The 14,236-nt window shown below is 69.5% G+C and carries 10 protein-coding genes; 4 read left to right on the top strand and 6 right to left on the bottom strand.

Annotation, left to right across the window (positions count from 1 at the left end; translation table 11 throughout):
- Window positions 1-103: 103 nt before the first annotated feature.
- Window positions 104-955: a dienelactone hydrolase family protein gene (locus tag WMF17_RS00975; RefSeq protein ID WP_437647495.1), complete on the top strand. Its 852-nt coding sequence runs from the start codon at window positions 104-106 to the stop codon at window positions 953-955.
- 257 nt (window positions 956-1,212) lie between these two features.
- Window positions 1,213-2,292 carry a protein-glutamine glutaminase family protein gene (locus WMF17_RS00980; RefSeq protein WP_437647497.1) on the top strand — a complete coding sequence of 360 codons (1,080 nt, stop codon included), beginning with the start codon at window positions 1,213-1,215 and terminating at the stop codon, window positions 2,290-2,292.
- Window positions 2,293-2,346: 54 nt separating this feature from the next.
- Here the strand turns inward: WMF17_RS00980 and WMF17_RS00985 are convergent, their stop codons facing one another.
- Window positions 2,347-2,742, bottom strand: a complete 396-nt coding sequence (locus WMF17_RS00985) for a type II toxin-antitoxin system PemK/MazF family toxin (RefSeq protein ID WP_437647499.1) — start codon at window positions 2,740-2,742, stop codon at window positions 2,347-2,349.
- Window positions 2,743-2,817: 75 nt separating this feature from the next.
- Window positions 2,818-3,381: a hypothetical protein gene (locus WMF17_RS00990; RefSeq protein ID WP_437647501.1), complete on the bottom strand. Its 564-nt coding sequence runs from the start codon at window positions 3,379-3,381 to the stop codon at window positions 2,818-2,820.
- A 578-nt stretch (window positions 3,382-3,959) separates the two neighbouring features.
- Here WMF17_RS00990 and WMF17_RS00995 point away from each other — a divergent pair.
- Window positions 3,960-5,348, top strand: coding sequence for a serine hydrolase domain-containing protein (locus tag WMF17_RS00995; protein ID WP_437647503.1), 1,389 nt, complete (start codon window positions 3,960-3,962; stop codon window positions 5,346-5,348).
- A 288-nt stretch (window positions 5,349-5,636) separates the two neighbouring features.
- The gene (locus WMF17_RS01000; protein ID WP_437647505.1) at window positions 5,637-7,001 is read left to right on the top strand and encodes a serine hydrolase domain-containing protein; all 1,365 of its coding nucleotides are present in this window, start codon (window positions 5,637-5,639) and stop codon (window positions 6,999-7,001) included.
- 60 nt (window positions 7,002-7,061) lie between these two features.
- Here the strand turns inward: WMF17_RS01000 and WMF17_RS01005 are convergent, their stop codons facing one another.
- From WMF17_RS01005 to WMF17_RS01020, 4 genes are all read right to left on the bottom strand, one after another.
- On the bottom strand, window positions 7,062-8,630 hold the full coding sequence (locus WMF17_RS01005) for a PAS domain-containing protein (protein WP_437647507.1): 1,569 nt from the start codon (window positions 8,628-8,630) through the stop codon (window positions 7,062-7,064).
- A gap of 282 nt (window positions 8,631-8,912) precedes the next feature.
- Window positions 8,913-10,631 carry a glycoside hydrolase family 43 protein gene (locus WMF17_RS01010; protein ID WP_437647509.1) on the bottom strand — a complete coding sequence of 573 codons (1,719 nt, stop codon included), beginning with the start codon at window positions 10,629-10,631 and terminating at the stop codon, window positions 8,913-8,915.
- A 113-nt stretch (window positions 10,632-10,744) separates the two neighbouring features.
- Window positions 10,745-12,121, bottom strand: a complete 1,377-nt coding sequence (locus WMF17_RS01015; RefSeq protein ID WP_437647511.1) for a DUF1552 domain-containing protein — start codon at window positions 12,119-12,121, stop codon at window positions 10,745-10,747.
- A complete protein-coding gene (locus WMF17_RS01020) occupies window positions 12,118-13,824 on the bottom strand; it encodes a DUF1592 domain-containing protein (RefSeq protein ID WP_437647513.1) in 1,707 nt (568 codons plus the stop codon). The genes WMF17_RS01015 and WMF17_RS01020 overlap by 4 nt, the downstream gene beginning before the upstream one ends.
- Between the last annotated feature and the right edge of the window lie 412 nt (window positions 13,825-14,236).

The raw sequence follows: 14,236 nt of genomic DNA on the forward strand, positions 1-14,236 counted from the left end.
TCTGAGCCGTGGGCTCATGCCGTCGAGCACCGGGTGTGCGGCGTCCGGGACGTAGATGTGCCCCAGGCTTTACCGCGCGCGCGTGCTGTGATGCAGTGTCGCCGTGACCGCACCGAGCCAACCCAGGGCGCCCGAGGGCGATCTCGCCACCTTCCAGCGCGAGCGCGTCGCGCGCGACGGAGAGACGCGCGATGTTTATCGAAAAGGGAAGGGCCCCGCGGTCCTCGTGCTGACCGAGATGCCGGGCATCTCTCCCCAGGTGCTCGGGTTCGCGGACCGGGTCGTGGCGCTCGGCTGCACGGCCGTGCTGCCCGACCTCTTCGGCACCGCTGGCCGCGACCCCCTGCGACCCAGGCTCTCGGGCGTGCTCTACGGCCTCTCGACGATGGCCAAGGCCTGCATCAGCAAGGAGTTCACCTGCTTCGCGGCGGGGCGCTCCTCGCCGGTCGTCGACTGGCTCCGGGCCCTCGCCGCGTCGGAGCACGAGCGCTGCGGCGGGCCGGGCGTGGGCGTCGTGGGGATGTGCTTCACCGGCGGGTTCGCGCTCGCCATGGCTGCAGACGCTCGGGTGCTGGCGCCCGTCATGTCGCAGCCCTCGCTCCCGTTCCCGCTCACGAAGAGCCGGCGGCGATCCGTCGACTGCGATCCTGCGACCCTCGACGCGGTGGCGCAGCGCTGCGACCGAGAGGGCCTCCGGGTGATGGGGCTCCGCTTCAAGGGCGATCCCCTGGTGCCGGAGGAGCGGTTCCAGTTCCTTCGCGAGCGCCTCGGCGACGGGTTCGTCGCCGTGGAGCTGGAGCAAGCCGACGGGCACCCCGAAGGGCCCCTCAGGAAGCATCACTCGGTGCTCACCGGCGCGTTGATCGACGCGCCGGGCGAGCCGACGCGCGCCGCGCTCGACCGCGTCCTGCAGCTCTTTCGCGACAAGCTGCTCGTCACTTCGATGAGCGCCTGAACGATGTGGGCTCGGCGACGCCCCTCTTCGAGGCGTCGAGCTCGGGACTCCGGACCCGACATCCGCTTCGATCCTCGCGACGCGTGGTCACGCGCAGCAGGAAAACGACGCAGTCGTGGCGATTCGCGTGAAGGACGACCGAGGTTGCCGGCATCCACCAGGCAACCGTCAGGTTTTCATGCGGGTCAGTCTCTCGAGACGGCTCGTATCTCGCACGCTCGGAGAGAAAATTCATGAGACAGCGGTATCTTGCTTTGGTGGAATTGTTCTGTGTCGCGGCAATGGTCATGGCCTCGTCGGCGTGCGGAGGCGACGAGGGTCGCGATTCCGAGCCGGAGCTCGACCTCGATCGCTCGGATGTGGAGGCGCCGCTCCAGGGAAGCGCCGGGAGCGGGAGCTGCCCGTTGCTCGACGGTCCACACGCGTACAACGAGCTCAAGGGCGCGCTCGAGGATCTGCCGGTCGACTGCGTCCCCAGCTGGACCGAGGCGCAGCTGAGCGATGGATTCGCAGCGATCCGCGACACGCGGGTGCAGGCGCTCGCCTTGCCGGAGCAACCCGACTTTCCGCGGCGGATCCCCTGGCTCGATCCCGAGAATGGCTGCGAGGAGCGGGCCCCGGCGGCGACCTACCTCCTCCATCAGTGGGACTATCCGACGCCCTGGTTTGCCAGGGTGACCGGGGATTTGACCTTGCAAACCGAGAACGAGCCGGACGGAGAAGTGTCGTGGAGCGGCCACGTTGCGCCCGTGGTCCGGGTCGGCGGGCAGCTCATGGTCCTCGACCCTGCCATCGAGCCGGCTGGGCCTCTCCCGATCGCGGCGTGGCTCTCTCGGTTCGTCGCCGGCGAGGCCGACATGGCGGTGTGCCGCGATCACGCTCTCGGGGACGGGTGTTTCGACGCGGTGCCTGCGGTGCCGTCGCTTCCCAGCGTGACCCCCGGTCAAGGGATGCGCGTGCGGCTGATCTCCGAGTGGCGCGTTCAGGAGCTCCTCGGACGCGACCCGTACCGCTCCCTCGGCGACTGCCCGCCGTGGGTCACCTCCTGCCCGCCCGAGCCCGCGCCGGATCCGAACCTCCCGCCGACCATCCAGCGGTTCGCGTCGGACCGGACCGACTTTCCCGTCTGGTATCCCATCTATGTGATCGGTGACAATTTCGTCGAGGGCTTGACGACCGTGCGCATCACCGGGCCCGAGTTCGACGTGCTGGCCCCCATCTCCAAGATCAACAAGCGCAGGATCCTGATCGAGGAGTCGTATCCGTCCGGCGTCTACCAGGTGACGGTGTCGAACGGAGCGCATGCCAGCCCGCCGCTGTCGCTGACGATCGAGTGATCCGGAGGACCAGGCACGTGCGCCGGAGAGCGAGCAGGCCGGCGGTCGAGCTATCTACCGCCCGAAGAACGACACCTGCTGGAACCGCAGGCCGGCCAGGATCTGCTCCACCCGCGTGTCGGACAGCGACCCGATCCGCTCCCCCAGGCGGGCCTTGTCGACCGAAGAGATCTGCGACACGACCACGACGCTCTGCCTGGGGAGGTCCCCCTCGCCCACGTCGAGCAGGACATTCCCCGGCTCGTTCGCACGGTGCAAGTTCGACGTCATCGCGCACACGACCACGGTCGTGATGCGCGAGTGGTTGAAGAGGTCGTCCTGAACTACCACGTGGGGATGGCAGTAGCTCGGGGCAGGCCCTCGCGAGTCATCTGGCCCTATCCAGAACACGTCCCCGCGGTTGATCTTCACTGGACGTGTGTCCGCTGGTCCTTCTGCGCTCGCCGTCATGTGCGCTCGTGAACTTGGCCTGAAGAATGCGGCATTGCAAGAATTATGAGCCCGCCGGCCGATGCCGGCGGGCTCTCAGAGGCACTCGACGAGGCCGTCGTACAGCGATCTGTCCGTTCCGGGGAGCGCGGCGTCGATCGCCCGATCCATCGGCGCCGAGAGCGCCTTCACGAGGTCCACGACGGCGGTCTCCGGGGCGACGGGCATCTCGCAGAGGAAGACCCTGGCGTCCACCTCCACATCGCCCGTGGAAGGGAGGATCTCCTCGTTGCTCGCGGCGAAGACCCACATGCAGCTGCCTATCGTCCCGGCGTGCTCCTCGACGGAGCAACGGAACCGAAGCGGCTTGTAGTTGCTGTACTCGCCTTCGCAGAAGGTGTCGCCGCACACGGCGTCGAAGTCGTCGTCCAGAACGCGGAGCAGCCCGTACCAGGCGTCGATCTCGGCCGCGCTCGTGAAGTACGACTCGGCGTCGACGAAGCGCTTCGCGCCGGTCGAGCCGGCCGGAGCCCCCGCACCGTCTTGCCGCGGAGCGGTGCTCTCCGGTCGCGGCAGGGCGGCGCCTTGCGCGGCAGAGCAGGCGAGCGCGAGAACAGGGAGAAGCAGGAACAGGGAGCGATGAGAGCGATGAACCAACATGCGTGCCTCCATCCGAGCGCGACGCGCGGCGCCGGCTCGAGCTATCACGCCGCGCCCGGGCCTTCGCGCTGTCCCGCAACGGCGAGGCCAGCGCGAGGTCGGCCCTCGCGGCGTTTCGATAGGCACTCTTTGCGAGCGGCGTGCCGAGGCTTTTTTGCCGGATCTCGCAGCCCTCGCCGCGCCCCGGGACCTGGCGGCCGCCACGCGTGCCGCCAGCTCCGCCAGTCCCGCCGCGATCCGATCGTTGCTCTGGCTGATCTTCATCGCCCCGGCGCGCCCGCCACATCGATCACGAAGCGCTCGCCGTCGACCCGGATCGCCACCGGCCGGCCGGCGAGCCGCGCGCGCGTGGCCCTCCGGCAGCTCGGCGACGAGCGCCGCCGCCGATGACGCTCTGCCCGGCGCCGGTGGCGCTTTGAAGAGAATCTCGTCTCTGGGCATGAATGATCCTCACGAGTCCGGGAACAGAGCTCCGAAAACGAGCGGTGCTCTCCAATCGACGTGACGATGCCTGGCGGCGCGAGCCGACGGCGCGCGGCGTTGATCCGGGGACGCCCGCGCACGACCAGGAGCCGATCATGAAATCTTTGCACCATCGCTTCATTTCTCCGGGAACGCCGGTCGCCGGCGCAGCAGCGACGCGCTTCCGACGCGTGTTCTCGACGGTCCTCATCTCCGCGCTGCTCGGATCCTCGGCCCTGCTCGCGGGCTGCTCCGACGGCGGCGGGGCGCCGGCAAGCACGGACGCCGGCAGCGGCGCGGGAGGCGGCGGCGCCCAGAGCGGCGCGGGCGGCGACGAAAGCGGCGGCGGCGGCGGCGAAGACGCCGGCAGCGGCGGTGGCGGAGGCGACCCGTCGGGCGAGTGCGCCGGTGACGCCACGCTCGATGCCAGCACCGACCCCGACGATCCCCTGCAGCAGCGCGCCGACCGCCTGGTGAGCGAGGACAAGTTCCCCGCCGTCCTGGTCGCCGTCCGTGATCTCGACGGGAGCACGCGTCACTACACCGCCGGTGTCGGCGATCTGGAGACCCAGGCGAAGGTGCCTGTCGATGGGCAGGTGCGCATCGGGAGCAACACCAAGCCCTTCACCGCCGTGGTCGTCCTGCAGCTCGTGGGCGAGGGCAAGGTCGACCTCGACGCGCCGATCGAGACGTACCTGCCGGACCTGGTCCGCGGCGACGGCATCGACGGGCGCAACATCACGGTGCGGCAGCTGCTGCAGCACACCAGCGGGCTGCCCGATTTCGTCGGGCTGCTCCTGGGCGAAGATCTCTTCAAGGCCATTCACACCTATGTCCAGCCCCGCGCTCTGGTCGACCTGGCGCTGACGCAGACGGCGAAATTCGCCCCCGGCGACGACTGGGCGTACAGCAACACCAACTACATCCTCGCCGGCTTGCTCATCGAGCAGGTCACCGGCCGCCCGCTGAACGAGGAGGTCACGACCCGGATCATCGAGCGCATCGGGCTGCGCCACACCTATGTGCCCGACGTCGGCGAGCAGGGCATCCGGGGGTGCCATCCAAGGGGCTATCACGCGGCGCTCGGTGAGCCGCTGCGCGACGTCACCGAGCTGGACCCGTCGATCGCAGGGGCCTCCGGAAACATGGTCTCCACCCCGAGCGACATGAACCGTTTCTTCGCCGCCCTGCTCGGAGGCGAGCTCCTCGAGCCGGCGCAGCTCGAGGAGATGCGCGCCACCGTCGACGCATCCACGATGTGGCCCGGAAACGAGTACGGTCTTGGCCTGAGCAGCAGCCCGCTGAGCTGCGGCGGCCTCGTCTGGGGCCACGGCGGCGACATCTTCGGCTACGAGACCAGCGGCGGCGTCACCGAGGACGGCCGCGCCGTCACCGTCGCGGTCACGGCGCTGCCTTCCGCCGTGCCCAGCGTGCAAACCATCGAGGATGTCTACGCCGTCTACGAGAACGTCCTCGCGCTCGTCGACGCCGCGCTGTGCGAGTGAGCCCCCGGGCGCGCCCTTGCGCCGGTGGGCACGACCGCCGTGCTGGCAGGAGCCACAGCGGTGCTTCGAAGAGAAAATCGTCTCGAGGCATGAACGGACCTCGCGGGTCCGGGAACAGAGTCACGAACACGAACGGAGCTCTCCAACCGACGCAGAGATGCCCGGCGGCGCGCGCCGACGGCGCGCGGCGGTGACGCGAGGGCGCCCGCGCACGACCAGGAGCCGATCATGAATTCCCTGCACCCTCCTTTCACTTCTCCGAGAACGCGTGTTGCCGGCGCAGCCACGATGCGCTTGCGAAACGTCCTCTCGACGGTCCTTGTCTCGACGCTGCTCGGCTCCTCGGCCCTGCTCGCGGGCTGCTCCGACGGCGGCGGGGCGCCGACGAGCACCGAGGCCGGCAGCGGCGGCGGTGATGGCGGCGGCCGCGAAGACGCCGGCAGCGGCGGCGATGGCGGCAGCGGTGGCGAAGACGCCGGCAGCGGCGGCGATGGCGGCAGCGGCGGCGGTGATGGCGGCAGCGGCGGCGAAGACGCCGGCAGCGGCGGCGACCCGTGGGGGGAGTGCGCCGACGATTCCACGAACGGCGCCAACACCGACCCGGACGACCCCGTACAGCAGGCCGTGGATCGCCTCGGCGACGGCATGTACCCCGCCGTCCTGGCCGCCGTCCGGGATGTCGACGGGAAACTCCGTCACTATGCCGCCGGTGTCCGCGACCTGGAGACCCAGGCGAAGGTGCCTGTCGACGGGCTTGTGCGCATCGGGAGCAACAGCAAGACGTTCACCGCCGTGGTCGTCCTGCAGCTCGTCGGCGAGGGCAAGGTCGACCTCGACGCGCCGGTCGAGACGTACCTGCCGGACCTGGTCCGCGGCGAGGGCATCGACGGCCGCGAGATCACGGTGCGGCAGCTGCTACAGCACACCAGCGGGCTGGCCGACTACGACGATGTGCTCCTGAGCGGCGGCTTCTTCCCGGTCCAGCACACCTACTTCGATCCCCACGCTCTGCTCGACATGGGGCTGTCGCAGCCGGCGAAGGCCCCCGGCTCCGAATGGGCGTACAGCAACACAAACTACGTCCTCGCCGGCCTGATCATCGAGAAGGTCACCGGCCGCCCGCTGAACGAGGAGATCACGAAGCGGGTCATCGAGCGCATCGGGCTGCGCAGCACCTATCTCCCCGGCGTCGGCGAGCAGAGCATGAAGGGGTGCCATCTCAAGGGCTATCACACGGACGTGCCCCTGGAACCGCTGCAAGACGTCACCGAGCTGGACACGTCCTGGGGATGGGCCGCAGGACAGGTGATCGGGAGCCCGAGCGACCTCAACCGCTTCTATCTCGCCCTCTTCGGCGGCGAGCTCCTCGAGCCGGCGCAGCTCGAGGAGCTGCGCACCACCGTCGACGCCGCCATGTGGCCCGGCGCCCGGTACGGCCTCGGCGTGGTCAGCACCCCGCTCAGCTGCGGCGGCCTCGTCTGGGGACACGGCGGCGACATCCCAGGCTACCATACCCGCGGCGGCGTCACCGACGACGGCCGCGCCATCACCGTCGCCGTCACGGTGCTGCCGTACTTCCTGTACGGCGAAGGGGCCGCCGATCAGGCCTACCTCGACATCCTCGACCTCGTCGACACCGCCCTTTGCAAGTGAGCCCCCGGGCGCGCCCTTGCGCCTCTCCGGCGGCGGGAAGCGCCCGGACCGCGCCGCGCCTCAGGCCCTTCGAGCCGCGCGCGGCGCGATGACATACCCCTTGCGCGCCAGCGCGTGCCGGAACCCGGCCTCCAGGTCCCGGTGCGTGGTGAGGTTGCCGAGATCGAGGCCGAGGTCGATCACGGTGCGGGCGATGCCGGGCGAGGCGCCGACGACGCTGCACTCGGCCCCGAGGAGCGCCGCGGCGCGCGTGGCCTGGAGCAGGTGGTTCGCCACCGCGGTGTCGACCGAGGTGACGCCGGTGATGTCGATGATGACGAACTCGGCATGGTGCCGCTCGATCGCGCCGACGAGCGACTCCATGAGCTGAGCGCCGCGGGAGCTATCCATCTGGCCGATGAGCGGAACGACGAGGATGCCCGGGTGGATGGGGATGCTCGGCGTCGAGAGCTCCTGGATGAGATCGAGGAGCCGCCGCTGGGTCTCGAGGAGGATCGCCTCGTGGCGCTTGGCGTCCTCGATCTTCTTGCGCTCGGTGATGTCCTCGCCGAGCCCGAGCAGATAGCACCCCTTGCCCTTCGAGTCCTTCATGGGGATCCACCGGGAGTGGCAGATGCGCTCCCCGAAGCGCGCCGAGGGCACGCGGAGCTCGGGGATCTCGACCGGCACGCCCCCCGCCAGGACGGCGCGGCTCTCGGCGTCGAGCTTGTCGGCCACCTCCTGCGGCAAGTAGTCAGCGATGCGCTTGCCGATCAGGTCCTCTCGCGCGTGGCCATGAAACTCCTCGAACCTCTTGTTCACCCGCACGTAGCGGAGCTCCGCTTCTTCCTTGACAAAGAGCATGAGCGGGAGGTTCTCGATGATGCCGTCGAGGAGGATGCGCGCGCGCTCGAGCGACTCCTCCGTCGCCCGGCGCTCGGTGATGTCGTCGTAGATCACGGCGAGGCCCCGATCGCCCACGGGAAACGACCAGGTCGTGATGACGCGCGAGCCCGCCTCCGGGGGGAGGACCAGCTCGTCCTCGGCGGAGCGGCCGCTGCGGATCAGGTCCGCCAGGAGCTGAGGAATGCCGAGCTGGCGCAGGCTGGGGGCGCTCTCGTCCACGGTCCGGCCGATGATCTCCGCCATGGGCCTGGTGGCGAGCCGCGCGGAGGCCGGGTTCATGTAGACGTAGCGGAGCGACCGGTCATCTGCGGGGGTCTCGAGGGAGAGGAACGCGCAGCCGAGCTGCATCGTCTCGATCACCTGCACGCAGCGGCGCTGGTGCTCCCGCGCGCGGCGCTCGTCCAGATCGATGAAGCGGAGCAGCGCGCCGCGGCCGCCGCCGATCGTGCAGGAGAGCCCGCGGAGCGCCCAGCGCGGCGCGCCGGAGCCCTCTCCCGGGAGGTCGCTCTCGCCCCGGTCGCTCTCACCCGAGAGCAGCGCCTGGAGCCAGGCGAGGTCGACGGCCGCGGGCGCCGGCGGCAAGAGCACGCGATCGCCCTCCGGCGACAGCGGCAGCATGGGCGCCCCGGGCCCCGCGAGGAGCCGCGCGAGCGGCTCGTTCTTGCACCGCACGGCGCCGCGCGCGTCGATAACGAGCGCGGGGTCGTCCAGGGTCTCGACGAGCAGCCGCGGATCGATGCACACCCTCTCTTCTCTATCTTCAGCTGCCGTATTCACGAATCCACCCCGGCGAGCCTTCCGCGTGAGCCGATCGCGGCCCGCTGTCCTGGAGGCTCACCCCGAGGGCATCATCGCTCCGTTCGCGAAATTCTGCACTCCCTGGTGAGCCTCTCCACCGAAAAGACGGAGCGGGCGTCGCGTCCGGAGCCGCCGTCACCACCTCCGCTGGCGCCGAGGTCGGCAGGAGCGCGCCGCCGACCGACATGGTTGTCTGGGGGGGCCACGACGAGCGGCACGACGTGCGGTTTATCCCAGATTCGAGCTCATCGCTCCCGGGCCACGCCCCCTTCGGTCGCGCCGCCGGAGCCCCAGAGACGCCGCGAGCAGCGCTGTCAGCACGAGGGCATTCCCGGACGGGGCGCGGCTCGCCGAGCGGCAGCTACAACCGGCTGGGTCGCCTGATTCCCCGCCGGAGGTCCCCCCCGACGTCTGGGCGGGTGGCGCTGAGCCCGAGGAAGCCCCACCCGTACCCACCGTGGACCCTCCGCCGGAGCCGGCTCCACCGCCACCGCCACTGCCGCTGCCGCTGCCGCTGACGGTGCCGCCGCCGCTGGTGCTTCCAGCCGTGCCAGCCCCGCCGGCTCCCTCACCTCCGATGGGCGAGAATTGCCAGGAGTTCACGTTGAAGAGGTACGACTCGCCACCGGTGAAGACCAGATAAAGATCGTGCACGCCGGTGGCGCCGTCGACACCACACGACGTATCGCTCCACGTCTGCCAGCCCCCCGTCCCTTCGACCGCGCAGGTCCCCACGAGCATGCCGTCGGGCGCATCCAGGTGGAGCTCGATGCTGCCTCCCGCCGCGGCGCTCGCGACGCGCGCGCTGAAGCTCTCCGCCCCTTCGCCGAAGTCGACGCCACGGAGACGCACCCAGTCTCCGTCGTGGATGTTGGCGAGGTTCATCCCGCCCTCCTCGCAGGGCTCGGTCTCGATGCCCCTCTGTGCGTTGAAGGTCTCGGCTTCGACGCGCGCGTACGGGTCGAGGTGCCCGATCTGTTTGAGCCCGTCCGTCGTGTAGGTCACCGGCACGATCGAGCCGTCGGCTTTGTAGGTGAGCGACTCGAGCGCGATGTTCCGGCGATAGCTTGTGGGCTCTCCGGCGTCGTTGGCGACGGAGCGATTGTGGTAGGCGTGGTACCAGGAGCCGCCAAACTCGAAGATCGCCGCGTGGTTGTTGTCGCTGTTGTTCTTCGGCGGCTGCTGCCCCACCGTGCCACCGTACGTGAAGCCGGACGTGGGGCTCTTGCTCGTGAGGTAGTCGATCCGTATGCCGTTGGCGGGGTTCGTCGAGTACGACAGATAGTAGACGCCGTCGCGCTTGTGCATCCAGGCGGCCTCGAAGAAGTACGGGACCGTGAGCGCGATGGCCGACCCCGAGACGCTCACCATGTCGTCGTTCAGCTTGCTGATGCGCGCGTTCTGCTCGCCGTTGCCGCCGAAGTAGAGGTACGCCTGGCCGTCGTCGTCGACGAAGACGCCCGGATCGAAGAGCCACATGTTGGGGCCCGAGGCGCCGGGTGTGCTCGACGTGATCAGGGCGCTGCCCTTCGCGTCCTTGAACGGTCCGGTCGGGCTGTCGCTCGAGGCGACGCCGATATTGGACCCGCCATTGCCGAAGTACATGTAGATGGTGCCGTTGCGCTCCGTGAGCGCCGGGGCCCAGGAGAGGTTCGCCCAGGAGGCGTCACGGGGCATGCGCATCACTTCCCCGTGATCGGTCCAGTTCTTCATGTCGCTGCTCGAGACGGCCACGATCGAGGCCATCTTGTAGCCGTCGTCCGAACCGTCCTCCTTGACGCTGTCGTCGTCGTTCGAGCAGTAGAGGTAAACGCGCCCGTCGTGCACCAGCGACGCCGGGTCGGCGAGGTAGCGGTGCGAGGCGATGGGGTAATCGGCCAGCGCGGAAGGGCTCGCGAAGAGCCCGGCCAGGACGAGCGCGCCCCCGCGCCATGCCGCTATCGACAATTTTCGTGAGGAATGCATGTTCACCTGATCGGTTGGGGTCCGGAGCCGTCGATCACGGCCGTTCGGGCGGCCGGCGCCGGTTCCTTCGTGTACGAGTGAGGATGCCTTCTCACTCAGGCGATGATCGGGTCGACGAGCCCGCCTTCGAGGCTCTCGTCGCCGAAGTCGTCGAGCGGGCCTCCCTGGCTGTTGGTGCAGCCGACGGCCGCGCCGATCGTGTTGAGCAGCTTGTTGTTGGTGACCTTGACGTCGACGAACTGGCCGGTCTTCAGGTAGCCCGCGGCGCCGCCGGCGAGGATGTACGGAACCTTCTTGAAGGAGTGGAACTTGTCGGCGTTGTCATTGAGCCACACCGCCACGCCGTGGTCGAGCAGCGTCCCCGAGCCGAGCTCGTAGGACGAGAGCCTGTCGAGCAGGTGCTTGAAGTGCCGCGCGTGGATCCGGTCGATCTGATGGTGCAGCTCCTGCGCGCCCTCGATCGGCGGGCCCGAGGTGCCGTCGCTGTCGATGCGGTGGGAGATCTTGTGGAAGCTCTTCTGCCGCACGCCGTTGATCGTGTACTCGGTCCCGTCGTTGCCGTCGCCCACCTGGAGAGTCGCCGCGCGCGTCACGCCGCACGCCATCGCGAGCGCGATGATGTCTATCTGCATGCGGGTGACGGTCTCCACGTTCTCGGAGCTGCCGACCTTCGGCGAGATCGCCTCCATCTCGGCGACCCGCTCCTCCGGCAGCTTGCAGGAGAGCGCTACCTCGAGGTCGCGGATGCTGTCGAAGTGGAGCTTCAGCCGCTCGCGATCGCTCTTGCTGAGGTCCTTCCGGCTCATGAGCGCCTGCATCTCCGCGCGCACGAGATCGTTCACGCTGGTGCGGCGCTCGGTCAGCGACTGCTTGACCTCGGTGTCCACGTCGGCGAGCCCGAAGAGCTTCTGGTACGCGTTGAACGGGTTGCGCTCGGCGGCGCGGAGCTGCTTCGGCCCGCGGTACGAGAGCACCTCGTTGATGTAGCCGCCCATCCTGCCCGCGTAGAGCGTCAGCGGCTCGACGCCCGGCGGGTTGAGCTCGGTCGCGATGCGGTTGTCGATCGACTCGCCCATCGCGAGCGACGCGTTGCCCCTCGGACTGTCCGACACGCGGGCGGCCGTGAGGCACTGGTTGCCGCCGCCGGAGTGGCCGCACCCGTTGGCCTGGAACGCGAAGTCGACGCCGCGCACCATGATCAGCTGGCTCGCGTACTCCTTGAGCTCGCTGACCGCCCGGTCGCTGTCCCGCTCCATCGCGTCGGCGGACAGCGGGCCCGCCTCGCTGGGCCAGAACATCTCGGGCTCGCCGCCGGCCGCCTGCGCCACGCCGTTCGCCTGGCGCATGAAGATCGCGAAGGGCGGCACGTCGCCCGTGCCGGCCGCCGCGCGCCGGGGCGCGAACGTCTCCAGGAACGGGAGCGCGACCGTGACGCCAAACAGGCCTCGAAGCACACGTCGTCGGGTGATCATTGCGCCTCCGTGGGAACGCGAGTGAGGAAGGATGTGGAGGAGACGATCTGGAGGAGGAGCTCCTTGGTCGAGGCGCCGCCGCGCGACGCCTCGCCGAGCTCCTTGATGAGCTCCCGGTCCTTCGCGCCCACCTCGCGGCCGTGGGCGAACTCGACCCAGCGCCTCGCGTAGCACGCGTGCGCCTCGCTGCTCTCGGCGAGGAGCTGGCTGAACGCGATCGCGTCCTCGTAGCTCCTCGGCTCGCCGCCGAGATAATAGACGTCCGCGGCGTCGACGGGCACGCCGTTGTCGGTCGTGCGGTACTTGCCGATCGCGTCGTAATGCTCGAAGGCGAACCCGGCAGGGTTGATCATCGTCGCGTGGCATGCCGCGCCGCACGTCCCCTTGCCCGTGTGCGCCGCGACGCGCTCGCGGTTGGTCGCGTGCTCCCCCGGCGGCAGCCCGGTCACGTTGTCCGGCGGCGCCGGCAGCGCCGCGCAGAGGATCCTGAGGTTCACGAAGACGCCGCGGTGAATCGAGTCCGGCTGCCGCGCCGTCGCCCTCGACGCGAGGAAGCCGAGGCGCGTGAGCAGCCCCGAGCGCTCCGCCTTGTCGAGCTCCACCTGCTTGAATTGATTGGAGAATTCGCCATCGACGCCGTACGCCGCCGCGAGGTGATCGTTCACGAACGCGGTGCGGGAGGTGAGCAGGTCGGTGAGCCCGCGCTCCTTCTCGAAGACGATGTGATCCACGAACAGCTCCGCCTCGCGCTGCATGTCGTCGCCCATCTCGGGGACGAACTCGGGGTAGAGCGCCTGGTCCTTGTTGAGGTCGTGGTAGTGCTCGTAATCGTAGAGCTGCCGGTGGAACGCGCTGACGACCTCGCGGGCGCGCGGGTCCTCGAGCATTCTCTCGGCGTAGCCGCGGACCGCCTCGTGGGTCGAGAGCTCGCCCGCCTTCGCCGCCTCGAGGAGCTCGTCGGAGGGCATCGTGTTCCAGAAGAGGTACGCGAGCTTGGTCGCGATCTCGTACCCGCTCAGCGGGATGAGCCCGCCCTTCGCCGGCCCGGCGCCGAGCTCGACCCGGTAGACGAAATGGGGCGATTGCAGGAACGCCTCGGTCGCCGCGCGCACGCCCGCGACGAACGGGTCCTCGCCCTCGAAGAGCTCCTTGCCGCGGTCGAACAGCGCGAGGTACGTGCCCCGCTCGCCGGCCGTGAGCGGGCGCCGGAACGCCCGCTCGCCGAACCGCTCGACGAACGCCTGCGCCCGCGCCTCCGGCCCGGCCGGCAGATCGGCGGGCACGATCCGCTCTAGCTTGCCCTGGTCGCCGGCCACCATCGCCGCGAGCTCCTCGGCGGCGCGCTGGTAATCGCTCCAGAGACCCGGGGTCACCTGGAGCGCAGCCTCGTTGTTGTCGAACACGCCGCCGAGGGGATCGCTCGTGAACGACGCCGAGAGACCGGGCCTGTCGTCGAGGCGCAGGAGATCGCGCACCGTGCTCTCCCACTGCGCGTGGCTCAGCCGCGGGAACATGCTGCGCCCGGCGACCTGCGACGGCGCCGCGCCGCCCGGCAGACCGCCCGGCACAGGGCCGCCGCCTCCCTCCGGATCACCCAAGGAGCCCGTGCACCCCGTGAGCAGGAGCGTCGCAGCGCAGAGCCCCGCGCCGAGCGCCCGCCTCCAGCGCGGCGAGCCGGTCATCGAACAAGACGGTCGGGTCATCGTTGTCTCCTGATCAAGCTCCAGTGGTCAAGCAGCCCCCTCAGCATAACTATCGATGCAACCACATCCGTCCGATGTTGTCTTGCTCACTACATGTCATCGAGCGCGGCTTCGGTTTGACCTGCAACGCTGGGTCCGCGATCGATCGATGCTGGACAATTCGGATGTCACCTGAGCTCGCGCGCTCGCGCCGGAGCGAAATCGCTAGAGCTCGCGCGGCCTCGGGGGGGGCGCCGCGACAGCGGGCGACCTGCGGTGGCCCCGATCCGCCGTTCGCGACGCGCACCGCCGAGCTAACGGAATCGGTGCCGAGATCGATCGTAGGACGAAGATCTCGGTGTGCATGCCCACCCACCCAGGGCGAAGACAAAGGATACCGCTCGGGCCTAATGTGAACGCTCACAGGACCGGT

It is taken from the genome of Sorangium sp. So ce362 (genome assembly GCF_051519845.1).
Classification (GTDB): Bacteria; Myxococcota_A; Polyangia; order Polyangiales; family Polyangiaceae; genus Sorangium.